The organism is Staphylococcus sp. HMSC14C01, assembly GCF_001808085.1.
Lineage (GTDB): Bacteria > Bacillota > Bacilli > Staphylococcales > Staphylococcaceae > Staphylococcus > Staphylococcus hominis.
On record NZ_KV792029.1, the window covers coordinates 23,664 to 48,485 of the forward strand.

Sequence of the window (24,822 nt, forward strand, 5' to 3'; positions counted from 1 at the left end):
CTTAGAAAAAGGTTCCTTTTTTACTGTTATATTGGTCAGTCACTTTATAATTTGCCTTGTAACAAAAAGAAATACGCTATAAAAGCAAGTATAAGATATATCATTGATCCTAACATGAATGAACGTATACGAACTCTAAAAGGAATACGTTTATTAAATATTGGACCTAAAACAAGATTTCCTATTCCGATAATAATGGGTCCAGCTAAAAAGAAGATGATTAATTGCGACGACATGTCATTCACACATGACCCTTTTCAAAAAAACGATTTATAATTTCTTCGCCATTTAAATCTTTACCAATATATGGAATAGTTGAGAAATCTTGTTTTTGAGTCATATCATTTGTATTTACTATAACATCTAATCCAGCGCGAAAAGCAGCTGTAGCACCATTTACAGAGTCTTCAATAGCTAAACAATGAGTTGGAGAATAATTAAGTTGCTGAACAGCAGTCAAATAAAGTTCTGGCTCTGGTTTTACATATTCTACACTTTCTCTCCCAACAATAATATTTATATATTCATCTAAACCTAAACTCTTAAATACTGGAAAAATATCCTTTTTATAACTACTTGTCGCAATTGCCATAGGAATATGACGTTGCTTCAAGTATTTCATTAATTGTTTAATCGTAGGATTAATTTCTAATTGATTACTTGTTTGATGATGTTCTTTATAAATAATTTCTTTATTATCTTTTCCAATCGTCTGTTCCAAATATTCGTGTAAATCCTTTGCTTCTCCACCAATATTTTCACGGTAAAAATCGAGTGTAATTGGTGTTGCTTTATGACTAATTAAATGCTTATTAATAATATTAAATAAATGTTGTTCAGTATCGACAATTGTACCATCAAAATCGAATACTATTGCTTTATACATGATATTTCTCCTTTAAACTTAATATTATAGGTAAGTTTAACATATTACATTAACGTTTAGACCAATATTTGGCAAGAATAGGTCCAGAAATATTATGAACAAAACTGAATACAGCTCCTGGCACTGCTGCTAGTGGACTAAAATGTACAGTTGCCAAAGACACAGCTAAACCTGAATTTTGCATTCCAACTTCAATAGAAACGGCCTTTTTGTCTCTTCTATCAAGTTTGAATACATGCGCTAAAACATAACCTAATAAATAGCCCACTACATTATGTAAAATGACTACAATAAAAATAAGGAATCCAGTTTTAAGAATTTGTGATTTACTCCCTCCAACAACAGCCGCTAAAATCAATGAAATCGCTACTACAGAAATAATTGGTAAAATTTTAGTAGCTTCCCGAGTTACTTTTTTGGAAGCAAGTTGTAAAAGGAATCCTATGATTATTGGTAATAAAACAACTTGAATGACCGACCATAACATACTTAAAAATGATACATGTAACCACTCATGAGCAAATAAATAAATTAAAGCCGGTGTTACAAATGGTGCTAATAAAGTAGATACACTTGTAATCGCTACAGATAACGCGACATTAGCATTAGCTAGATAACTCATGACATTACTTGATGTTCCGCCAGGACAACATCCAACTAAAATCACTCCAATTGCTAACTCAGCTGGTAAATTAAATATTTTAGCAATAGTATAGGCCAAGGTAGGCATAATAGTGAATTGTAAGATCACTCCGATAATAACAGACCTCGGCTCTTTAAAAACTAATTTAAAGTCACTAGGTTTAATTGTCATTCCCATGCCTAACATCACAATTCCTAATAGCCATGGGACGAATTGACCCATCGTCGCTAGTTGAGTTGGAAATATAAAACCTATAATAGCAGCAATAAACATCCATAATAAAAATGTCTTAGTTGCAAATTCACTTACTTTACTTAACATGATGTCACCCTCTTATTTTAAATAATGAAATAAGAGTATCACAGGAGAAAAAGTAAAACAATGAATTTTCAGAATATTTAAAATATGTATGTCTTTATTTTTTCTTTTTTAAATAGAGTTACGAATATATTACAAAAATATTAAATTAAAATTCATTCAAAAGTCGTAGTGATAATCATAATAAAGAGTGATACAATCAGACTGTATATGGGAACGACGTGTTTCATTTTAAGAATGATAATGACATGAAGACTACATATTATTAAGAATTGGGAGGTTCTTGCATGTGGATAGATAAATTTGAAACTTACATTCTAAATATTGTAGGTTTGCAATCAAGATCGACTAAAAGACAATTAATGAAAATTTGCAGAAATGTTCAATTTTGCGAATCATTTCAATACAACATTATTAAATATAACAATACTCCAGCCCTTGAAATCAGCTTGCCTAAACAACAATTACCCTATTTCATTAGTTTTTTAAGTTTTTACCAAATTTCTATTTACCAAATTCTTTCTTCTAGAAATACACACATCTTATTGGATTCTGGACAATATTATTCTTCTTCTAAACGCTTTAATTTATGTATAGATGGATTACAAGATGCTTTTATTAAAGATAAAGTTATTGATATAATGACATATTTCTCTAATCAATATGATTTAACTTATACATTAAACAATAATTATGCTAGCGTATGTTGTAAACCAGAAATATTCTCGAAACTCATTCAGTTTATTGCTTGTCGAAATATTGATATTTTATCAGCCACATATAAAGCTCGCGCATTACATAATGCACGTATTTCTTAGAATAGTTAAAGGGTCGAAACAAAATGTTTCGACCCTTTTAGTATCTTATTTTTTGTCATTTTCATCAAATACTAAGTGTTCAAATGCTTCTCGTACTTGTGGTACGGTCATCCCTACAACTACTTGTACATTCTTACCACTTTTTACAAGTCCATGTGACATTTGTTGATGTGTAAAATATGCAGTATCTTCTACTTTTGATTCGTCATTAACAGTTAAGCGTAAACGTGTTGTACAATTTGTCACATCTTTAATATTTTCTTTTCCACCTAAACCTTCTAAATAATAATATGCTTTTTCTTCATATTCATTACTAGGCTCAAAACCTGAAGTGTCTGTACTATCTTCACCTTTTTTCTCTTTATAATCTTTTTTAGAAAATAGTTTCACTTCTTCTTCAGCACGACGTCCTGGTAATGGAATATCAAATTTTAAAATAAGATATCTAAATACAAAGAAGTAAATTGCTGAGAAAATTAAACCAATAATAACTTGAGCTACATAAGTCATCCAGTGATTTTGTCCAAGTGGAATCCAGTTTGTTGCAATAAAGTCAAGTAGTCCTCCACCCATATTACCAACTACTCCAAAACCATACATGATTGTATCCATTGTTGCAGCTAATAATGCATGAATAACAAATAAGAATGGTGCAATAAATAAAAATGTAAATTCTAATGGTTCTGTAATACCAACTACAACAGCAGTTAATGTAGCAGGTATCAATAATGCAGCTACTTTTTTACGATTTTCTTTAGGTGTTGTAGAATACATTGCTAAAGCAATACCAATTGCGCCAAATACTTTACCATTACCTTGAAGCATGAAACCATAATGGAATTGATCTTTTAATGGTTTGCTACTTTCGGCAAATTGATTTAAATGTCTAAACCATTCTGCTTTTAAACCATCTTTTGCTACAACTGGACCTACTTCAATTGGTGCATAAACAAAATGGTGAAGTCCAGTAGGTATTAATACACGTTCTAAGAAATGGTATAACCATACGCCTATATAACCAGAAGCAATAATGAAGTGTTGTAATGATTCAATTCCGCTTTGAATCGTTGGCCACACTACACATGTAATGGCTGCTACAGGTAACATAACAAAGAATGAAATAGTGACTACAAATGTTAAACCTTGGAAAACACCAAGCATTTCAGGTAATTTCTTACTGTAATATCTATTATGTATCCAAGTTACAATAGCTGAAATAATGATACCACCTAAAATATTAGTATCTAATGTTGGAATACCTGCAATTGCTTTTAAACCTGTAACATTTTCAACACCTTTTTGTAAGTTTGCACCAAACGTATGTGGCCATTGCGTTAAAATGGTATTGATAAATGTATTAAACATTAAGTAACCCATTAAAGCTGCTAATGCTGCGTGACCTGGTGCTTTTTTAGCAAGTGAAATTGGTAAACCTACTACAAATACAATTTCCATGTGATTAAAGATAACCCAACCACCAGATTCAATGACTGACCAAAATTTAAACCAAAATGTGTGACTGTCTGCCAAACCACCCATTATTGTTGGGTTTTTAAATAGTGTTGCAAACCCCAATATAATCCCGAAGAATGCAAACATTAATACTGGAACTATCATTGCGCTCCCAAAACGTTTTATTGCGTTCATATGCTGACCCCCAAATCTAAATATCATAGTTAATCATATGATATTGCACTTTTTTAAGCGCTTTCTTAATATCTTAATTCTATTATAGTAAACGCTTTCATATATACAATGATATTGACTCATTTTGAAATATTTTTGTATAATCAGTTTATATTTTCTATAGATGAAAAAATTTTCAATATTATAACTTGAGGTGTTTATATGTTATTAGATGAGAGAGTTAATACTAACTTTGATAAATTAAATGACAATGATCTTCATATAGCTCATTTTGTTAATACACATATAGAACAATGTAAAACTTTAAAAATACAAGAACTATCACAATATACACATGCATCAAACGCAACTATTCATCGTTTCACACGTAAATTAGGCTTTGATGGCTATAGTGATTTTAAATCTTATTTAAAATTTGAAAGTCAATCTTTACATGAAGTTCCTACCGATTCAATCAAACAATTTAAACAAGAAATTGAAACAACATTTACTTACCTAGAAAGGGTAAATTTTAACCTTATTACTGAAAAAATTGATAAAGCTACCAATGTATACTTATATGGTACTGGACGAGCTCAGAAAAATGTAGCTGAAGAAGCACAACGTATCTTATTAACTATGCATAAAAATGTAATTGTATTGCATGATGAACATGAGATTAAAATGGTACTTAACTACTCTAATGAAGATGACTTATTTTTTGTGATTTCTTTATCTGGAGAAACTCACCAATTAACTGAGATTACTAATTTACTTCAATTGCGCCAACGTTATTTTATTTCTGTTACAACCATGAAAGACAATACATTAGCACAAAAGGCAAATTATAATGTTTACGTTTCTAGCCATACATTTTATTTATACAATGATATAGATTATTCTAGCTTTATTAATTATCATATCTTTTTTGAAACGCTACTAAGAAAATATAATGAGCGAAAAGAAAACGGTGAATTACAATAAATAAAAAGACCTGTTAAGTAATAACTGACTTTTACTCAATAGGTCTTTTCATTTTAATTAAAGTAACATATCATTGTCCTCTACATATTGATCTAAAACTTCATTCATTCGATCAAACATTAATTCTAAACCATGTGCAGTAGAATCATGATATTCTTTCTTTTTATGTTTATATTCTAAAGCCGTTAAACGACGTTCTTTTTCTACTATAGATTGATAGTAAAAGAACATTTGCGTACCGCCTGATTCACGCTCTTCAAATTCTACTTCAATAACATCTTGACTATCGCTTAATTCTGGCATTCCAATAGTCATTTTGATGTATTCATCGGATACTAATTCTTCATATTTACCTTGAATTACATTTTGTTTACCATTACGAGCATCTACTATTCGATATTGTCCACCTTCATGAATATCTGCATCAAATAATTTATTTGTTCGTTGGGAGGTCATAAACCATTGCTTTAATAAGTTTATATCTGTCCAAGCACTATAAACCAATTCTGGAGAATATTTAAATAAACGCTCAATATGAATCTCAACTTGTTCATTTTCTACATTATATTTTGCCACTCATCTCACCTACTTTCACTCTTAGTTATATTTTAACGCATTTATAAATACTACCAAAATTTCAACTATCAGAAATTAAAAAAAATATAAATTTAGATGATTTTAACTTGTTATATATCATTTATTTCGTCTTAAGACGTGGAAATCTAAATACAATTGCTAGAATTCCACAAATGCCTAATAAAATTGAATAAATACAATATGGCAACATACTAAAAGGAGATATTCCAGCAACACCCGCTGCTGCAATAAGTTGAGGGCTATAGGGTAACAGACCTTGAAAACATCCAGCAAAAATATCAAGAAGACTTGCTGATTTACGAGGATCTACTTCATACTCGTCGGCAATATTTTTAGCCAATGGTCCTGACATAATAATTGAAATTGTGTTATTTGCTGTAGCGATATCCGCTACACTCACAAGACTAGCGATACCAAATTCAGCACCACGTTTCGATTTCACTTTCGATTTCACAAAATTAAGCAACCATTCTACACCGCCATTATGTTGAATAAGACCAACAAGCCCACCAATAAGTAAAGCTATAATTGCAATATCTTCCATTCCAATAATTCCTTTTGATATAGCAGTTAATAAACCTTTCCAATTGAAAGAACCATCAATAAGACCAATGATTCCAGAAAGTATAGTACCACTAATTAAAACTACGATAACATTCACACCAATGACGGCTAAAACAAGCACTAAAATATAAGGAATGACTTTCACTAAGTTATAATCATATTGCTTAGAATGATCAATATGTACACCATTTGTTAAGAAAAATAAAATGATAATTGTTAGAATTGCACCTGGTAAAACAATCCAAAAATTAACTTTAAACTTATCGCTCATTTTTGTTTTTTGAGTACGTACTGCTGCTATTGTGGTATCTGATATCATTGATAAATTATCACCAAACATCGCACCGCCTACTACTGTTCCCATCGCTAACATAGCTGAAATATCAGTTGCCTGAGAAAATCCAAATCCTACAGGTGCAAGTGCTGCAATAGTTCCAACTGAGGTTCCCATAGAGATAGAGACAAACATACAAATTATAAACAATCCTACAATAATAAAATTTTGTGGTATGAGTGATAGTCCTAAATTAACTGTAGACGTGACACCACCCATTTTTTCAGCAGTAGTTGAAAATGCACCTGCTAAGATAAAGATGAAAACCATTAGGACAATATTTGAATGCCCTGCCCCTTGAGTAAATATTTCAATCTTTTTTGAAAATTTTTCTTTTCTATTCATCATTAATGCTACAATCACAGTAATCGTTATCGCAACATTTAAAGGCATATTACTAAAATCTCCAGTAGCGATTCCTATTCCTAAAAATAATGCAATAAATAGCACAAGAGGTAGTAGTGCCCATGCATGCCCTTTATTCCCTTCTTCCATATTTAACCTACTTTCCTTAATACTAATTGAATTTATATTTAAAGGTACAAGATTCATATATCATCGTCAATACAATTACATGTAAAATTCATATTATTATGATTCTGGACGTTTAATTGTAAATGTGTCTCCGAGTTTAGAATAATTATTTCCCGCTAAACGTGCTACGGGTTTAAGCTGATTAAAATCAATTTTACTATCCTCAAAATAGACATCTTCATTTATATGATACATAACAACTTCTCCTATAATTAAATCCGCACCATCATTTTTAGTACCTAATTGAATCATTTGATCTAATTTACATTCAAAACGAATATTAGCTTCTTTCACAGCAGGCGTCTGTATAATAGATGAACTGATAAGAGTCAATGATGTGCGTTCTAATTCATTGTCTTCGTATTTTAAAGGTGCAGCCGTCTCATTGATATCTTCAATATTGAATTCATCTGTAATATGCACAACAAATTCTTTTGTTTTTTCAATATTTATAGCAGTATCTTTACGCTTACCATTACTTCTTTGTGCTGCAATTGCTATCATAGGTGGCTTATTATTCACTACATTGAAAAAGCTAAATGGTGCACCGTTTAAATTACCTTTTTCATCTTCCGATGTTACAAACGCAATAGGTCTAGGTATAACTGAACCACTTAATAATTTATAATTTTGAATATCTGATAATTGATTTGGATTAATCCCTTTCATTTTTAATTCTCCTTTATAAAATAAAAAGCGAGAGATTTCTAAAAATCTCTCGCCAGTATACTTAACGTTTAACTAAATTAGTCGATTTGAATACCACCAGTAACGCTATGAACTTGACCAGTTAAATAACTACCATCTTCTGAAGCAAATAATACATATGGTCCCACACATTCAACAGGTTGACCTGCACGGCCTAGTGGAGTAGCTTGGCCAAATTCTGGTATTGCTGATTGAGGTTGTCCACCACTGATTTGTAAAGGTGACCAAAATGGTCCTGGCGCTACACTATTCACTCTAATACCTTTATCTCCAAATTCTTCAGAAAGACTTTTTGTTAATGAAATAATTGCTGCTTTAGAAGCGGCATAATCATGTAAAATTGCAGCTGGTTTATACCCTTGTACTGAAGATGTCGTTGTAATTGAAGCACCTGGTTTTAAATATTTAGTTGCTGCTTGAGCAGTCCAAAAAATTGGATACACATTTGTTTCAAATGTTTCAGCAAATTGTTCAGTTGTAAATCCATGAATATCATCATGATACTGTTGATGACCCGCAACAAGAGTAATGTTGTCTAAGCCACCTAATTCATTATAAGCTTGTTCTACTAAATCATAGTTAAACTGCTCATTTCTCACATCTCCAGGGATAAGTACTGCTTTTCTTCCAGTTTTTTCGATGACTTCTTTAACTTCTTGTGCATCTTGTTCTTCACTTGGTAAGTAGTTAAGAACTACATCAGCGCCTTCTTTAGCATAAGCAATTGCTACTGCACGTCCAATACCTGAATCGCCACCAGTTACCAACATTTTATAATCTTGTAAACGACCATGACCTTCATATGATTCTTCACCACAATCTGGTTTAGGTGACATTTTATATTGATAACCTGGTGTTTCTTGTTCTTGTTTTTTATAATCAGAATCTTTAAATTTAGTTCTTGGATCTTGTGCACCCATTAAAATCATCTCCTATTTAATTACTCAACATTGGTTTACCACGTTAAGTAGTAATTAAATCATAATTCTAAAATTTTCTAATAAATATTATGCTAATAATTGATAAATCAGTTCTATAAAATAATCAGGTGTTTTTTCTAAAATACGTTCATCTGGATTGTATTTTGGATGATGTAAATCATATTCGCTATTCGATCCAATAAATGCAAACACACCTGGATGATGCTCTAATAAACCAGAAAAATCTTCTCCAATTGTATATGGATGTTCTAAATCAATTACTGTGTATCCTACTTTTTTTGCCGCTTCTTTAGCATGTTTTGTAAGCTCTACGTCATTAATAACTGCGCCTGGTAAACGTGTATAAATTAATTCAATCTCTATATTAAATAATTGTTCTAATCCTTTAGCAATATCATGCATACGTTGTTCAATATAATCTTGTACTTCAGGTTTGAATGAACGTACCGTGCCTTGAACATAAGCATTATCTGCAATAACATTCCAAGTATTACCTGAAGACACTTCTCCTATTGTAATGACAGCACTATCAAAGGCAGATAAATTACGACTAATAATTGTTTGCAAACTTGTAATTAATTGCCCTAACGCCATTACAGGGTCATTGCCTTGCTCTGGCTTGGCAGCATGAGCTCCCTTGCCATGAATTTTAAATTCAAAACGATCTACAGCAGACGTAATAGGACCAGATTTAATTGCAAATTCTCCAATATCTAATGTTGGATAATTGTGAAATCCAACAATCGCTTGTACATCATCTAATGCATTGGTTTTAGCCATGGCTTTAGCACCATACCCAAGCTCTTCAGCTGGTTGAAATAAAAACCTTACTCTTCCATTTAATTGTTCTTCTTCTTCTTTTAACTTGGTAGCAATAGCTAAGATACTAGCCATGTGAATATCATGTCCACAAGCATGCATCACTCCATCATTAGTAGAAGTAAAGTCTTGACTAACTTGCTCCTGAATAGGTAACGCATCAATATCAGTACGAACAGCAATACATTTTTCTCCTTGTCCTATTTCTGCTACTAGGCCCGTTTCCATTGGAATGTCAATCATTTTAATATTGTATGAAGTTAATATATCTTTTATACGTTGCGTCGTTTTATATTCGTATTTTGATAACTCAGGATATTGATGAAACATGCGTCTCCATTTTACAACGTCGTTAAAACTTGTCATCAATGTCACTTCCCTTTCTCTAAGTCCAATAAAATGTTGTATAGTCTATAGTATCATAATTATCAAACTTTTCTTATAACTAAATAAGAGTAGATATCCATTACTTAGAATGGTGGACTACTCTTATCTAAAAGTTCATTTCAATTTTTAAAATAACTACTCTATAAAATGGTGAATAAAATTCGCTGCAAGTTGAGCAGTACGATGATCAATATCATAATTTGGATTGACTTCAGCAATACTAATAGAAGATGTCTTTCCACTTAATATAACGCGTTTACCTATATTAAATACAGAATGAGGATTCAATCCGAGGACAGTAGGTTCACTTACTCCAGGTGCAAATGCACTATCGATGGCGTCCATACTAATTGTAAACATAATCGTTTCATGCTGATGAATAAAACGTTCAATCTTATCTTTAATGGTTGGAGACAAATCATTTAAAATTTCATCTGCATATACATAGATAATTCCTTTTTCTTCAGCATATTCATATAGAGAACGTGTATTTCTACCTTGAGATAAGCCTAAAACTAAGTAATCAACATTATCATCTTTTTCTAAAATTTGTCTGAACATTGTACCAGAATTAGATTGTACATCAGCACGCGTCTCAAAATGTGAATCGATATTAATAATGCCAATAGAAGCATCAGGATAAGTGTGTCTCGTTGCTAGGTATTGTGCGTATGCGATATCATGTCCTCCACCAATAAAAAAAGATTGGTGATGCTGTTGAATAACTCGAGCAGCCAAATGTCCCATTTCTTCTTGAACTTCACTTAGAGAACCTTTTGTATATTCTACATTTCCATAATCAACAAGAGATTCACATTCACTTAAATCAGGTAATTGGGCAAACGCTTTTTTTATTTCGTCTGGTCCTTTTTTAGCACCAATTCTTCCTTCATTCAGTTCAATCCCTTTATCAACGGCATAGCCTAACAAACCTACACCAACTTTATCAAAACGATTTTCTATTTTTTCTAAATTAGCAAATGTGACGGTCTGAAAATGCTTAAACTGCTTAGGATCATTTTGACTATCTACTCTTCCTTTCCATAGTTTTGGATTGCTTTCACTGTACATAATATTAGATGCCTCCTAATTATTTAAGGTTATCTTAATCATATAACATATTTTATACAATCAATACCCATTTTTATTAAATTATTTACCCTTTAATTTATGATTCAGACATTAAATATTAGTTTCAAAAATTTAAAAATAATTCAATACTATTACATTTTAATGATATTTAAAATGGACAATTTATTTATCCCCTTGTAATATGTATAATATTAAGAAAAGAATATATATGGTTACCCTAATGGAGGTTACATACATGAAGACGAAACGTATTTCAGGATTTCAATGGGCTTTAACAATTTTTGTATTTTTCGTTGTTACAATGGCATTGTCTTTAATCCTGCGAGACTTTCAAGCATCTATTGGTATTAAACGTTTTGTGTTTAGTATTAATAATTTAGCGCCATTTATTGCTGCAATAATTTGTATTATTGCATTTAAAAATAAGCGTACTCAACTAGCTGGTTTGAATTTCTCTATTGATATTAGAGTTATTGAACGTATAATACTTGCGTTAATTTTGCCGCTCATTATTTTTATTATTGGAATGATGAGTTTCAATAGATTTGCTGATAGTTTTATTTTATTACAAGCCAATGATTTATCAGTATCTGTATTTACAATTATGATTGGTCATATTTTCATGGCTTTCTTTGCTGAATTTGGATTCCGTTCATATTTACAAAATATTGTTGAAAGTAAAGTCAATACATTTTTTGCTTCAATCATTGTAGGTTTAATGTATTCTATTTGGACTATTAACACGACATATGGAATGCAATATGCAGGTTATCACTTCTTATATACATTTATGTTTTCAATGATTGTCGGTGAATTAATTAGAGCAACTAAAGGTCGTACGATTTATATTGCAATGTTATTCCATGCTGCAATGACATTTGCTCAAGTATTCTTATTTAGCGAAGAAACTGGCGACTTATTCTCTATGAAAGTCATTGCTTTAAGTACTACAATTGTTGGTATTATTTTCATTCTTTTAAGTTTAGTCATTCGCTTTATCTTATATAAAACAACAAACCAATCATTAGATGAAGTAGAACCTAATAATTATTTAGACCATGTAAATGATGACACAGATGATTCAAATAAGATATCTAATAGTGAATTGGATAAAAAAGAAACGTCACATCAATCGTTACAAGAAAATAATGTGACTCATACACAGACTAATGAATCTGAAGTCCAAGACGGTGATCATCATTTAAAATCATCTTCTAAATATACAGAAGATAGACGCTCATCTGTAGTGGATAATGTAAAAGAAGAAATCAATGATATCCATAAATCTAATAAATAAAAAGAAAAGAGAGGAACTTAAACATGTTCCTCTCTTTTTTACTTCTTATTAATTACTTTAATTCCTTCTTGAGTGCCAATAATCGCTTGTGTTGTCATATCTAAAAAATAACCTGTTTCTAGCACACCTGTGAGATGAATTAAAAATTCATGTAATTGATAAGGATCTATCTTACTTTTTAATTCACAGTCTAAAATATAATTCCCATTATCTGTAATAAATGGTATATCCTCATTCATTCTTCGTTCGACTGAGATATCATTATATGCTTCAATTTTTTTAGATATCAGTAACCAGTTAAATTTATCAACTTCAATAGGTAATTTGAAAGTTTCACCTAAGTAATTTACTATTTTACTTTCGTCTGCTAAAACTATAAATTGTCTTGCCATTTCATCAATGACTTTCTCTCTGAATAAGGCACCACCGCCTCCCTTAATAAGGTTTAAATCTGAATCAATTTCATCTGCACCATCAATAGCTAAATCTATATAAGTAATATCATTAATATCAACCACATTAATATTATATTGTTTAGCAAGAAATTCACTTTTATTAGATGTACATACACCTGTAACATTTAAATTATCTTGTTGAATACGCTCTGCAATCTTAGGAATCAATAGTTCAATTGTACTTCCTGTTCCAATTCCAAGAATCATATTATCTTGGATTTGAGCTACTGCATCATCTGTCGTCATTAATTTGAGTTCTTTCGCATCCTTCATCGGTACTATAACTCCTTTTCATATACTCATTTATTATTTTACACTAGCCTTTTTAAAATACCTAGGTCTATTTTACATTCATTTAATTTATCAAAAGATATTTTTATACTTTTTAAAAATATAGTAAAATAACAGATATGATAAAAAAGGAGACCATAACATGATTCCCGTATATGCTATTTCAACTGGTAAAATTGAAACTTTAAACTATGATCAAAAACGTCCAATGCATTCTGCTTTAAATAAAACAATGTTTTCTGGAAAAATGTGGTTATCTTATACAGGGTTCAGTGAGGATGAACAAGCTTATAAGGACCATGGTGGTCCACACAAAGCTGTTTGTTGTTTTAGTAAGAAAAATTATGCAATGTATAAAGATGATATTAATATACTACCTGATTATGCAATGTTTGGTGAAAATTTAACTCTCGTTGACCTTGATGAAAATGATGTGTATTTTGGAAATCAATATCAATTAGGAGAGGCAATTGTAGAAGTTTCTGAAATACGTGAACCTTGCTGGAAGATTCAAAGAAAGTATGGTATTAAACATTTAGTTAAGCGGATGTCTTCCTCAGGTAAAACAGGATTTTATATGCGTGTTTTAAAAGAAGGTTATGTGCAGCAACAAGATCATTTATTACTCCTTAAAACTGCTGAATCTCCTACACGCTTATCTGTTCAAAATTTGAATGATATTTATTATAATGACCGTGAAAATATAGATCGTTTAAATAAAGCTATTAATAATCCTTACTTATCTCCTAAACGTATTGAAAAATTGAAATTATTAAAAGAAAAAGCAATGAATAAATAGAAACATACCACTATCACTTAATGTCATAGTGGTATGTTTCTGAATAAAAATAAAGTTATTTTTCTGAAATATGATATATTGTCTTCGCATAAAATGGAACATTAGCTTTTAGAATTGACTTAGCTTTATTGCCTTCATTATTAATATCATTAGGTAAGTATTGTGTTTCTAGCGCTACACCTGAATGAGGTTTATAAATATTAAAATCACTCTTCCATTCTGATGTATCATTAAAAGTAAAAATTACTATATTAGTCATTGTTGTTTCTACATCTAACGCAAACTCGTTATTTTCAACGATAAGACGATGATGACCAATATCAAATGGGTGATCGAGACCTTTATTAAAATATATTTGTTCTTTAATTTGTTTATCTTCAGAATTAAAAATATCTTGAAATTGAATAGGTCGATGATTAAATCGTTCTAATAAATCAATAGGCTGTTGACTGGAAATAAGATGGTTCTGATCAATAGGATACATTTTTAATTGTTCACTTATTATAGAGTGATTATCAATGACATTATTATCTCTATTTAGATTAAAGTACACATGATTTGTAGGATTGAATAATGTATCTTCATTTGATGTTGCTTCATATTCAATCGTCCAGCGATGTTCAACATCATATGTATGTATAACCTTAATCATCATATCTCCAGGATAACCATCCTCTTTTGATTGTATCTGAAGTTTAAATATAACTTTAATATTTGTTATATTATTTTGTATTTCATAATCAAACAACCGTCTGTCTAAACCATTACTACCGCCGTGAAGTTGATTAGTCATTTCATTTGCTTCCAATTGATAATATTTATTGTTCAAATTAAAAGAAGCATTTTCAATACGTCCTGCATATCGTCCAATAGTAGCTCCAAATTTATATGGATTTTCAGGGTAAAATTCATCCGCTTCTACTTTATTACCTAACACAATATTATTATCATGATATTTCCAACACACAATTCGTGCTCCATAGTTTGTAAATACAATATACGTATCGTCATTATCTATTTTAATTAAATCTATACCATGATTTTGTTTCTCTACTTCAACTATCATTACTTACGTCTCCCTCTCAACACGCTTGATCAGGCTCTATTTGGTAAAATCATTATTAATACGCCAATAATGCATACAACAGCACCTAAGACATCATACTTATCTGGAATTTGTTTATCAAATACAAATGACCATATGATACTCATTATAATAAACACTCCGCCATATGCCGCATAGACACGTCCAAAGGTTGGAAACACTTGAAATGTAGCAATCACACCATATAAGACAAGCACTAGTCCACCAATCCACCCTAACCAACTTGATTGTCCTTCCCTTAACCACAACCAAATTAGATAGCCTCCACCAATTTCACAGAGACCTGATAATACAAAAATAAATATTGAATATATCATTTCTTTATTCACCAACTTTTGAAAAGTTAGTTTCATTGTAGCAAACTGCTTTAAATTTCATCTATTACTTTTAAACTTTGACTTTATCATCAATACATATTGTTACACTTTTTTAATTAATATTCCATAGGTTTTATATAAATTAAAAATGTAAACGCTATCTATTAAATGTTTTTTCATTCTCTATCAATGTATTTAATATTTTCTAACTCTAACATTTTCCACTATAATAAAATTATTAAAAAATTTAGACAAGCATCCAAATGATTCATTTAAAGAAAGAGGTATTTATATTGGACTTTGTAAATAAACCAACAATTGAAACGGCTAAATCTTTATTAGGCGTTAAAATTAGTTATCAAGATCATACACAAACTTATAGTGGCTATATTGTCGAAACAGAAGCTTATTTAGGTTTTAAAGATAAAGCAGCACATGGATTTGGTGGGAAACAAACGCCTAAAGTCACTTCTTTATATCAACGTGGTGGAACCATATATGGCCATGTTATGCATACGCATTTACTTATTAATTTAGTAACACGTGAAGAAGGTATCCCAGAAGGTGTCTTAATACGTGCAGTTGAACCTGAAGATGGTATCGAAACTATGAAAATCAACCGAAATAAATCTGGTTTCGAACTTACAAATGGGCCAGGAAAGTGGACTAAAGCATTTAATATTCCTAGAGCAATAGATGGTTCAACAATTAATCAATGTCGTTTATCTATTGATGTAAAGAATAGAAAATTTCCTAGAGAGATTGAAGAAAGTGCACGTATAGGTATCCCAAATAAAGGTGAATGGACAGAAAAACACTTAAGATATACTGTTAAAGGAAATCCATATGTCTCTAGAATGAGAAAATCTGATTGTCTATTACCAGAAGAAACATGGAAGTAACACCTCATTCAATAAAAAAATCGCTTTTGAAAAGGTCATCCTTCTTCAAAAGCGATTAATATTATCCACGTTCAACTTTTAAATGTCTTTGTTCTATCCAAGACATTAACTTACTATCAAAAACAATTTTACTTTGTTTTAAATCATTAATATCTTTAGCATCTAACATTGTCATAATAGATTTCATATGGTCTATAAATGATTCTACATATTCAATGGTACTAGTGATACCAGCATGTTCAACTTGATTTAAAAATGGACGTGACATGCCAACAGCTTTTGCACCTAAAGCTAAACTTTTAATTGCATCTAAAGGTGTGCGTAATCCACCACTTGCAAATACATTTAGTTTATCTTGATAACTTATACTTTCAAGTAGTGATTCTACAGTCGATTGGCCCCAATTTGAAAGGTAATCCATGTCTTTATTTGAACGACGCTCATTTTCTATCGTGACAAAATTAGTGCCACCCTTTCCACTCACATCTACATACGTCACGCCTATATTTACTAAAGATTGTAGTAATTCTTTACTCATGCCAAATCCTACTTCTTTAATGATAACAGGTACACTCACGCGTTGAACAATTGCTTCCACATTTTCTAACCATGTCGAAAACTCTCTATTCCCTTCTGGCATCACTAATTCTTGTGGTGCGTTCACATGTACTTGTAAAGCTTGTGCGTCTAATAATTCAACTGCTTTAACAGCTTTATCTACTGGTACATCTGCGCCTACATTACTAAATATAATGCCCTCAGGGTTTGTTTTACGTACAATACTAAATGATTCAGCCATCTTAGGATTTCTTAAAGCTGCATGTGTAGATCCTACAGCCATAGCTAAGCCTGTTTCTCTAGCAACGACTGCTAACTTTTCATTAATTGTCTTAGTCCAATCACTTCCACCTGTCATTGCATTAATGTACAAGGGAAATGTCATATCAAAATTTGAAGTATGACTCATTAAATCCACTTGATTCACATTGATATTTGGAATTGAATGATGTACAAACCTCATACGGTCAAAATCTGATTGAGGGACATCTTGTTGTGCCATTGCAATTTCTACATGTTCATTTTTTCTTTGCTCTCTTTGGATATCACTCATGTAACAACCTACTTTCCTTAAACTATGTTCTATATTAAAACCACTTTTTCTTTTTAAAGAAGAGAATTAATGCAATTGAAATGAGTAACATTATAGTTAAACAAATAAAATAACCATAATGCCATTTTAACTCTGGCATATATTCAAAGTTCATTCCATATACGCCTACTATAAATGTTAAAGGAGAAAATATAACTGACACGAGTGTCAATACTTGCATAATACTATTCATTCTAAAAGAAGAATAAGATTCAAAATTTTCTCGAATTTCATTTGTCATTTCTTGAGAGGTTCTAATAATATTATTTTGTTTAATAATATGATCATCAATATGTTGAATATACATTGAATGTTTATAATCTACAATTAAGTTACCTTCAGTCTTAATTGTATTCACAAGTTCCTGCATTGGGAATAATACACGTTTTATTTTTATAAGGTTAGAACGTAATTGAAAGACATTATCCATTACTTTTTTACTATGTGTATCATCTACATGTGCATCTTCAAAGTTGTATACCTCATCTTCAATGGTATAAACAAAATCAAAATATTTATCTACCATCATATCAAGGATATGTATAACGATATCAGCACAATCTAAATCTGGATCATGTTTACGCGCATTCATCTTGACAACTTCCATTAATGATTCAAAATGATGTTGATGATAAGTAATTAATGTTTTTCCGTCTAGAAATACGTTCAATGCTATAGGAGTAAAATTATCTTTATGCATACTATGAAATACCATGTATTGGTAATCATCATAAGATTTATATTTAACTCGTGGTACCCCTTTAATGGCATCTTCTAATTCTAAATAGTTAAAATTATAGTTTTCAATCAAAAAATCATTTTCTTTGGATGTTGCATCTTCAAAATCCAACCACACAATAGTAGCATTATTAGGTACATCACTGATTTGTTCAACTTGAGTTAGTGGTTCGTCCTTAGTTTGATATCGAATTATCATGGTCATCTTTCTGTTTCCTCCTATTTAACCATACGGTTATCATTCTACCATGAATTAAATATTGTGTATGTGTTATTTTATGTTAGTAAAGTATTTTTATAAAATTTTAAAGAAGGGATAAAATATTATGAACTATCCATTTATTATTCATAAAAGTGTAGTATCTTCTCAAGTTGATTTTAACCAACATATGCACGATGCAGAATATAATTCAGTTTTCAGTGAAGTTATTAGTGAATTTAATCATTATAATGGTTTATCATTGAAAGAAAGAGAAGCGCTTAATTATACAACATTTACAGTCGAAGAACATACAACCTATTTAAAGGAATTACACTTCGAAGAATCATTTTCAGTTCGTGTTCGTATTTATAATTATGATGAAAAACGTGTTCACTTCTTTTTAGAATTATTTAAAAATGATGAAACTTTAGCTGCAACAAGCGAAATAATGATGATGGGTATTAATCGTTCAACACGCCGACCTGCTTCTTTCCCCGCACACTATAAATCTAATATCCAAATATACTATGATTCTCAATATGATAAGCGCTGGCCTAAATCATTAGGACATCAAATTGGCATTCCAAAGAAAGGAGAGGCATAATGACAGACACTATTTCTGAAATCTTAGAAAACACACTATTTGACCTTAGTGATACACTTAAAATACATTTAATTGAATTAAATGAAAACCGTTCACTATTTATGAATGGACCTAGTCGAGAGCTCATTCAACGAACATTTAATATTAGTTTTTACCAAGGACAAAAACAAGCGATAGAAGCATTAGATAGAGAAATTAAAACGACTACGGATGAAAATGATTTAATAGCTAATCTAAAAAGATATTCGCAAGACGTTGAAAAACAACTTTTAAATGTAATAGAGTTACATACTACAACTTATGAACCCAAAGAAAACTTAAGATTGGCACAATCTCTCGATACTTATTATCATTGTAAAGGCCAACATGATATAATTAGTGAATTATTATCGCAAGTCAATAAATATTCAATATAAAAATATAGGACTAAAGTAAAATCTAACTCGATTCTACTTTAGTCCTTATCATTATTCATGAATTGCCTTATTAATTTGTTTAATCACCTTATGAGATTCATGAATTGGGAATAACGCAAAGTCATGAAACATTTTTGGATACTCAAAAAATTGTATAGATTGATGATGCGTTTCCAATTCATATGCCAAACGTTGCATATCTGGATAATAAATTTCCTTACCACCACCAAACATTATAATTGGTGGCAATCCTTGTTTTATTCCATATATCGGCGAAATTAAAGAATTTGATAATGGTTCTTTATCACTCCACACATTCATTATGTTTTGAAGCCCTTGAATATTAACAAAGCGATCTTTTTCAACCAAATATTCAGTAATTTGAGGATTTGTCATTGTTGCATCAAGCATCGGAGAAATTAAACATATTTTGTATGGTAAAGGTTTGTCATTTTCTACTAATTGTTGTACATAACTAAGTGCAAGTGCTCCACCAGTTCCATCACCCATAATAACAATGTTTTCATTATTAACTTCACTTAATAACGATTCATATACATTATTAATTGCTTTAAATGTATCTTTAAGATGAAACTCTGGTGCTTTAGGATATATCGGTAAAACGACCTCATATAAAGTGTTGAGTGCAAGTTTATCCATTAATCTCCAATGGAATGGAGAAGGTTGTAACGTGTTATACCCACCATGAATATACAAAATTTTCTTTTTAGTTTCGTGACGAAAATTAAATCTAAACACTTGCATATCTCCTAAAGATAATTTATCAAGATTTGCTTTCACATTTAAAGTTGGAGGTTGCTTATGTTTCGCTCTATTAATATCTTTTCTACGCTCCATAAACGATTCAAATTCGTCTTTACTCTTAAACTGAATTGAGCGATTATGTAGTAAATATTTATTAACAATTCTATTTACCATACGTGTTTTCATAAAATTTTTACCTACCTTATAAATTTATAAAATTAATCAAACTTTATTACAGAAAGCTTAAAAAACGATATAATACTATTTATATGATTAAAAATGAGCAATCTAGTTCATATAAGTGCCTATTGCATATTAAATTCAGTATAAATGAGTCAACTATAGAAAACAAATGAATGACGGCAAAGGAGTAATAATAATGCAAAATCCTAATAAATATCAAACAAACCGCCCCCCATATGATCGTGTTAACCAACAAGCTTATTATGGTAAAAAGAAAAATTCGTGGATAAGTTTAATTATACATATCATTATTCTTATACTTGTAGGGATTACTTGTTATAGCATGTATAAACAGCCTATTCTAAATTTTGTTCTTGCAAATCAAGCGATTGATTTCTCTGAGATTAAAAATTTTCAAAATACAACTACTCAGATTGGACCACTCAATATTAATATTAGTGAAGTCGCTAACTTACAAGGTGTAATCGATAAATTTATTCTAGCTTTTAATATATTTTTCGTTTTATGTATTGGCAGCATGATTATTTCAATTTTAACCATTGTATTTAATAGAACGATTTTAAAAGTGATTAATTTCATCATTATCGCTGTTGCGTTAATGATTGCTTTTTCCTTTAGTTATACAATTCAAATGTTAGGAAAGCAAATCTCTCAGAACTTGCATTCCTTTTTCTTAGATTTACCACCAAATCAAATTATTACTGAAGCAGATGCTATTCACAATGCACTGATCTTACTTTCAAGTAGTTTAGCGTTATTATTTATAAGCTTTTTCTTTAGAAATCGTCATCCTAGAATCAAATAGACATGTCATCTCATTTTATATTTAATAAAATAAAAAAAGGTATTGAACGTTTTATATGTCCAATACCTTTTTTATTTATTAAAATTTATTACTTTCTTTACTCATCAATCTGTCATGTTCAGCTTCAGCACCTTTTTTACCTTTTAAGAATAAACTTAAAACGAATGCTAAGACACTTAATGCTGTAGCAATCCAAAACGCATCATTGATCCCTTCGATTGAGGCTAATTTATTTACATAAGTCAAGATAACTTGTAATGCGCCTTGTTGACCCCCATATTGTGCGGCCATTTCACGTACATGATCTTGAATGACTGGATTAGTTTTATCTAATTCAGTTGCAAATGCATTCAGATGATTTGTAGATTGAGTTGTCATTACAGTAACGAGAATCGCAGTACCAATTGAACCAGCTAATTGTCTCATCGTATTTAAGAACGCATTACCATGAGAAATTAAACGAGGTGGTAAAGCATTGATAGCTGCAGTCATTAACGGCATCATAACAAATGCCATACCTATTGAACGTATTACATAAATACTCATAATATGAAGATAAGAAGTATCCATATTCAGTTTTGTTAATTCATACGTTCCGTAAGTCATCACTGCAATACCGAATAAAGCAAGTGGTTTAAGACCAATTGTATCAAGTAATTTACCAGCAACAGGTCCTAATACCCCCATTAATAATGAACCTGGTAATAATAGTAAACCAGAATCTAATGCTGAGAAACCACGTAAATTTTGAAGATATAATGGTAATAAAATCATACCTCCGAATAAACTCATCATTACTACCATGTTTATAATAGTAGTAAGTGTGTATGTTGGTGATTTTAGCACTTCTAAATTAAGCATTGGTGCTTTCATTGTTAATTCACGAATAGCAAATAAGATGATGAACACAACACCAATGATAAACATTATAACGATTTCAGTTGAACCCCATCCTTTGTTACCAGCTTCACTAAAACCATATAATAAAGCACCAAATCCAATTGTACTATATACGATACCACGATAGTCTGCTTTTGGATTGATTGTTTTTTGATAAATTTTGAACCATGCTAATCCAAATAAGAAAGCAAGTAGTCCTAAGATAAACATCATATAGAACATGATATTCCAATCATAATTTTGGACGATGTAACCAGATAATGATGGCCCAATCGCTGGAGCAAGAATCATTGCGATACCCATTGTTCCCATTGCCACACCACGTTTTTCAGGTGGGAAAATGGTAACAATTACATTAGATCCTAATGGCATTAATATACCTGCACCAATCGCTTGTAAAACACGTCCTCCCATCATAATTGGGAAGTTAGTTGAAATACCACAAACTAATGAGCCAATTGTAAATAATACAAGCGCTATTAAAAATAGCTTACGATATGAATATTTATTAAATAAGAACGCACTTATTGGTATTAAAATACCGTTTACTAACATGAATCCTGTCATCAACCATTGTCCAGTTGAAGCAGAAATATTGAATTCTGTATTAATTCTAGGTAAAGCTACATTAAGTAATGTTTGGTTTAAAATTGCGATAAACATACCAAACAACATAGCAGCTAAAATTTTGCCTCTTGTAATCCCTTTACCGAAGACAAAATCTTGGTTTTGATTTTTTATACGTTCGTTCACACGTCCTTCTTGTGAATCAGGATTAATAGGTTCATAAATAGAATCTTTGGAAAGATGTTGATTATTAACATCTCTATCATTATGATTTACTGTATCTTCAGAATGCGTATTGCGTTGTTCATCGTCTGAGTAATGTAAGGAATGTGACGTTTGTTTTTGCTCAGGATGAATTTGTTCTGAAGATGAATCTTGTTGCTCTTGTTCTTCTTCAAAATGATTTTTTCTTTTATCATTATTGATATCGTTACCTTCCTTATAATGAGATTGGTCATTATTAAAGTAACGCTTTTTCTCTTCACTGATCTGAGGAGATGATGCATTCTTTGCATCGTTATTTTGTTCTAAGTCACTCATTTTAAATTTAGATGGATTATTTTGACTCTTAGATTCTTCATTTACTTGTTGTCCCTTTGATTGATTTAATTTAGATTTATGACGTGATTTCAACACGAATAAATTAATTAAACCAACTAAAATGACCGCTGCAACGATATATCCAATAATGAAGGTCACTGTCATTTTATGACCCCCTTAGTCTTTATGAATTTTAACTTCAGCGTTCATTCCAGGAACAACATTTTTAGATGGTTGTGAGTCTAAAGAAATTTTCACAGGAATCACTTGTGAAACTTTAGTATAGTTACCGTCACTGTTTGATGATGGCATTAATGAGAAACTATTTGCAGTTGCTTTTCCGATTTCTTTAATTTTACCATCGATTTTAGAATCTTGACCATCGATTGTTACATCAACTTTATCGCCTTTTTCAATGCTGCTTAAATCATTTTCATCGATATTAGCTGTAATGTATAAATCATCTAAATTATATGCATAAGCAATTGGTGAACCTGCTTGAGCGATAGAGCCTTCCATTCCATCAGTTTTAGCAATTGTACCATCTTGTGGCATTTTAATTTTTTGATCTTGAGTTTGACCATCTTGACCTTGAGCAGTTACTTCTGCGACTGTGTCACCTTTTTTCAATTTATCGCCTTGTTTTGCGTCAAAAGATTTAATTTGTCCAGATGCTGGACTCGCAATTTTAATTTGATTACCGTCAACTTTAGCATTATCAGTTGTTACATAGCTAGTTGCATTATGATAGAAATAAAATCCAACTACTCCGATAATAACTAAAGCAACGATAGTAATGATATTGATTAACACCATTTTCTTCATTGAACTTTCCTCCTATTTGCTTTTAAAAATCACTTTATATATTATAAAGACATATCAATAAAAAAAACACCAACAAAACTTAAAAAATTGTCGGTTATTTTTTAAATTTAGGTGACATGCATGAAATTAAAAGCGAAATATAAAATTATAATAAGTATGATCGATTTGCTAGAAGATTATCCCTTCGAACAAATTTCAATTAAAATGATATGTGCACAAAGTAAAATTAATCGTTCAACATTTTATGATAATTTTCAGGATAAATATGACTTATTGTCTACAATCCAAAGTTACCATCTAAATAAGTATGAAAAATTATTAAAAGCACTTTCTAATAATTTTCACAATATAAAAAAAGAGCCTGAAAAAGTATTTAAATTCTTTCATATTATTCTTAAATATATATATAGAAAGAAATCTTTTTTTCACGCTATTTTTATCTCAAATCCAAATAGAAGTTTAGTTATGGACTACTTAGATATTACAAAGAAATATTACGATAAGATTTTAGTTGAAAATGAAACCTTAATTCAAAATAGAGGACTTTTTATTTCTTATACCATTAGCGGTCAAATTGGAGTAATTCTTTATTGGCTAAGAAGCGGTTGCCAAGAAAGTCCTAAAGAAGTAGCAAATTCTTTATTATCCAATACAATTAAGTTACAGAGATAATAAAGAAGGGAGCAAGA

26 protein-coding genes and 1 pseudogene are annotated in these 24,822 nt (G+C 30.6%); 9 read left to right on the forward strand and 18 right to left on the reverse strand.

All coding sequences use genetic code 11. The features are described 5' to 3' along the window. Nucleotides 1–44 precede the first annotated feature (44 nt). Genes HMPREF3131_RS10995 through HMPREF3131_RS05015 form a run of 3 tightly spaced genes read right to left on the reverse strand, consistent with a single transcriptional unit; the run spans nucleotide 45 to nucleotide 1,850 of the window. Complete coding sequence (locus tag HMPREF3131_RS10995) at nucleotides 45–236, reverse strand: hypothetical protein (RefSeq protein WP_080979238.1); 192 nt, start codon at nucleotides 234–236, stop codon at nucleotides 45–47. Between the two features lie 5 nt (nucleotides 237–241). Further along, entirely contained in the window at nucleotides 242–886 is a 645-nt protein-coding gene (locus tag HMPREF3131_RS05010) for an HAD-IA family hydrolase (RefSeq protein WP_017174898.1), read from the reverse strand. 49 nt (nucleotides 887–935) lie between these two features. Continuing rightward, a complete protein-coding gene (locus tag HMPREF3131_RS05015; RefSeq protein ID WP_017174899.1) occupies nucleotides 936–1,850 on the reverse strand; it encodes a bile acid:sodium symporter family protein in 915 nt (304 codons plus the stop codon). A gap of 284 nt (nucleotides 1,851–2,134) precedes the next feature. Between HMPREF3131_RS05015 and HMPREF3131_RS05020 the strand changes: the two genes are divergently transcribed. Further along, nucleotides 2,135–2,665, forward strand: a complete 531-nt coding sequence (locus tag HMPREF3131_RS05020; RefSeq protein WP_017174900.1) for a hypothetical protein — start codon at nucleotides 2,135–2,137, stop codon at nucleotides 2,663–2,665. 45 nt (nucleotides 2,666–2,710) lie between these two features. Here HMPREF3131_RS05020 and HMPREF3131_RS05025 read toward each other — a convergent pair whose 3' ends face one another. Continuing rightward, the gene (locus HMPREF3131_RS05025) at nucleotides 2,711–4,312 is read right to left on the reverse strand and encodes an alpha-glucoside-specific PTS transporter subunit IIBC (protein ID WP_017174901.1); all 1,602 of its coding nucleotides are present in this window, start codon (nucleotides 4,310–4,312) and stop codon (nucleotides 2,711–2,713) included. Between the two features lie 201 nt (nucleotides 4,313–4,513). Between HMPREF3131_RS05025 and HMPREF3131_RS05030 the strand changes: the two genes are divergently transcribed. Beyond that, a complete protein-coding gene (locus HMPREF3131_RS05030) occupies nucleotides 4,514–5,275 on the forward strand; it encodes a MurR/RpiR family transcriptional regulator (RefSeq protein ID WP_048679170.1) in 762 nt (253 codons plus the stop codon). 57 nt (nucleotides 5,276–5,332) lie between these two features. Here HMPREF3131_RS05030 and HMPREF3131_RS05035 read toward each other — a convergent pair whose 3' ends face one another. The 6 genes from HMPREF3131_RS05035 to hutG form a co-directional block, all read right to left on the reverse strand. Next, on the reverse strand, nucleotides 5,333–5,851 hold the full coding sequence (locus tag HMPREF3131_RS05035) for an SRPBCC family protein (RefSeq protein ID WP_002448616.1): 519 nt from the start codon (nucleotides 5,849–5,851) through the stop codon (nucleotides 5,333–5,335). A gap of 121 nt (nucleotides 5,852–5,972) precedes the next feature. Beyond that, nucleotides 5,973–7,265 carry a Na+/H+ antiporter NhaC family protein gene (locus tag HMPREF3131_RS05040; RefSeq protein WP_017174903.1) on the reverse strand — a complete coding sequence of 431 codons (1,293 nt, stop codon included), beginning with the start codon at nucleotides 7,263–7,265 and terminating at the stop codon, nucleotides 5,973–5,975. Nucleotides 7,266–7,361: 96 nt separating this feature from the next. After that, complete coding sequence (locus tag HMPREF3131_RS05045) at nucleotides 7,362–7,973, reverse strand: flavin reductase family protein (RefSeq protein WP_017174904.1); 612 nt, start codon at nucleotides 7,971–7,973, stop codon at nucleotides 7,362–7,364. Between the two features lie 77 nt (nucleotides 7,974–8,050). Next, nucleotides 8,051–8,932 carry an SDR family oxidoreductase gene (locus HMPREF3131_RS05050; protein ID WP_070436507.1) on the reverse strand — a complete coding sequence of 294 codons (882 nt, stop codon included), beginning with the start codon at nucleotides 8,930–8,932 and terminating at the stop codon, nucleotides 8,051–8,053. Nucleotides 8,933–9,019: 87 nt separating this feature from the next. Next, the gene (locus HMPREF3131_RS05055) at nucleotides 9,020–10,138 is read right to left on the reverse strand and encodes an amidohydrolase (protein WP_019835631.1); all 1,119 of its coding nucleotides are present in this window, start codon (nucleotides 10,136–10,138) and stop codon (nucleotides 9,020–9,022) included. Nucleotides 10,139–10,294: 156 nt separating this feature from the next. Further along, nucleotides 10,295–11,230, reverse strand: a complete 936-nt coding sequence (gene hutG, locus HMPREF3131_RS05060) for a formimidoylglutamase (RefSeq protein ID WP_019835632.1) — start codon at nucleotides 11,228–11,230, stop codon at nucleotides 10,295–10,297. Between the two features lie 256 nt (nucleotides 11,231–11,486). On the opposite strand from hutG, the pseudogene HMPREF3131_RS05065 reads away from it, so the two are divergent. Continuing rightward, a pseudogene (locus HMPREF3131_RS05065) lies at nucleotides 11,487–12,315 on the forward strand (lysostaphin resistance A-like protein); the annotation flags it as partial. A 271-nt stretch (nucleotides 12,316–12,586) separates the two neighbouring features. Here HMPREF3131_RS05065 and HMPREF3131_RS05070 read toward each other — a convergent pair. Next, entirely contained in the window at nucleotides 12,587–13,276 is a 690-nt protein-coding gene (locus HMPREF3131_RS05070; RefSeq protein ID WP_048762126.1) for a ribose 5-phosphate isomerase A, read from the reverse strand. A 160-nt stretch (nucleotides 13,277–13,436) separates the two neighbouring features. Between HMPREF3131_RS05070 and HMPREF3131_RS05075 the strand changes: the two genes are divergently transcribed. Beyond that, nucleotides 13,437–14,093: an MOSC domain-containing protein gene (locus HMPREF3131_RS05075; protein ID WP_017174910.1), complete on the forward strand. Its 657-nt coding sequence runs from the start codon at nucleotides 13,437–13,439 to the stop codon at nucleotides 14,091–14,093. Between the two features lie 55 nt (nucleotides 14,094–14,148). Here HMPREF3131_RS05075 and HMPREF3131_RS05080 read toward each other — a convergent pair whose 3' ends face one another. Continuing rightward, entirely contained in the window at nucleotides 14,149–15,159 is a 1,011-nt protein-coding gene (locus HMPREF3131_RS05080; protein WP_019835635.1) for an aldose epimerase family protein, read from the reverse strand. Between the two features lie 29 nt (nucleotides 15,160–15,188). Then, entirely contained in the window at nucleotides 15,189–15,515 is a 327-nt protein-coding gene (locus HMPREF3131_RS05085) for a YnfA family protein (protein ID WP_017174912.1), read from the reverse strand. Between the two features lie 293 nt (nucleotides 15,516–15,808). Between HMPREF3131_RS05085 and HMPREF3131_RS05090 the strand changes: the two genes are divergently transcribed. Next, entirely contained in the window at nucleotides 15,809–16,417 is a 609-nt protein-coding gene (locus HMPREF3131_RS05090; protein ID WP_049382598.1) for a DNA-3-methyladenine glycosylase, read from the forward strand. Nucleotides 16,418–16,478: 61 nt separating this feature from the next. On the opposite strand, the gene fni is transcribed toward HMPREF3131_RS05090, so the two are convergent. Continuing rightward, on the reverse strand, nucleotides 16,479–17,528 hold the full coding sequence (fni, locus tag HMPREF3131_RS05095; protein WP_070436508.1) for a type 2 isopentenyl-diphosphate Delta-isomerase: 1,050 nt from the start codon (nucleotides 17,526–17,528) through the stop codon (nucleotides 16,479–16,481). Nucleotides 17,529–17,562: 34 nt separating this feature from the next. Then, nucleotides 17,563–18,510: a magnesium/cobalt transporter CorA gene (gene corA, locus HMPREF3131_RS05100; RefSeq protein WP_017174915.1), complete on the reverse strand. Its 948-nt coding sequence runs from the start codon at nucleotides 18,508–18,510 to the stop codon at nucleotides 17,563–17,565. A 121-nt stretch (nucleotides 18,511–18,631) separates the two neighbouring features. Here corA and HMPREF3131_RS05105 point away from each other — a divergent pair, with 121 nt between their 5' ends. Both HMPREF3131_RS05105 and HMPREF3131_RS05110 read left to right on the forward strand, forming a co-directional pair. Continuing rightward, nucleotides 18,632–19,111, forward strand: coding sequence for a thioesterase family protein (locus HMPREF3131_RS05105; protein WP_017174916.1), 480 nt, complete (start codon nucleotides 18,632–18,634; stop codon nucleotides 19,109–19,111). Further along, nucleotides 19,111–19,527 carry a hypothetical protein gene (locus HMPREF3131_RS05110; protein WP_017174917.1) on the forward strand — a complete coding sequence of 139 codons (417 nt, stop codon included), beginning with the start codon at nucleotides 19,111–19,113 and terminating at the stop codon, nucleotides 19,525–19,527. The genes HMPREF3131_RS05105 and HMPREF3131_RS05110 overlap by 1 nt, the downstream gene beginning before the upstream one ends. A 51-nt stretch (nucleotides 19,528–19,578) precedes the next feature. Here the strand turns inward: HMPREF3131_RS05110 and HMPREF3131_RS05115 are convergent, their stop codons facing one another. Continuing rightward, nucleotides 19,579–20,478 carry an alpha/beta hydrolase fold domain-containing protein gene (locus HMPREF3131_RS05115; protein WP_019834783.1) on the reverse strand — a complete coding sequence of 300 codons (900 nt, stop codon included), beginning with the start codon at nucleotides 20,476–20,478 and terminating at the stop codon, nucleotides 19,579–19,581. A 193-nt stretch (nucleotides 20,479–20,671) separates the two neighbouring features. Between HMPREF3131_RS05115 and HMPREF3131_RS05120 the strand changes: the two genes are divergently transcribed. After that, a complete protein-coding gene (locus HMPREF3131_RS05120) occupies nucleotides 20,672–21,301 on the forward strand; it encodes a hypothetical protein (protein WP_049382597.1) in 630 nt (209 codons plus the stop codon). A 78-nt stretch (nucleotides 21,302–21,379) separates the two neighbouring features. Here HMPREF3131_RS05120 and HMPREF3131_RS05125 read toward each other — a convergent pair whose 3' ends face one another. Then, a complete protein-coding gene (locus HMPREF3131_RS05125) occupies nucleotides 21,380–23,473 on the reverse strand; it encodes a DHA2 family efflux MFS transporter permease subunit (RefSeq protein WP_049382596.1) in 2,094 nt (697 codons plus the stop codon). A gap of 12 nt (nucleotides 23,474–23,485) precedes the next feature. After that, a complete protein-coding gene (locus HMPREF3131_RS05130) occupies nucleotides 23,486–24,133 on the reverse strand; it encodes an HlyD family secretion protein (protein WP_002448529.1) in 648 nt (215 codons plus the stop codon). A 120-nt stretch (nucleotides 24,134–24,253) separates the two neighbouring features. On the opposite strand from HMPREF3131_RS05130, the gene HMPREF3131_RS05135 reads away from it, so the two are divergent. Beyond that, complete coding sequence (locus HMPREF3131_RS05135; protein ID WP_019834779.1) at nucleotides 24,254–24,805, forward strand: TetR/AcrR family transcriptional regulator C-terminal domain-containing protein; 552 nt, start codon at nucleotides 24,254–24,256, stop codon at nucleotides 24,803–24,805. Nucleotides 24,806–24,822 lie beyond the last annotated feature (17 nt).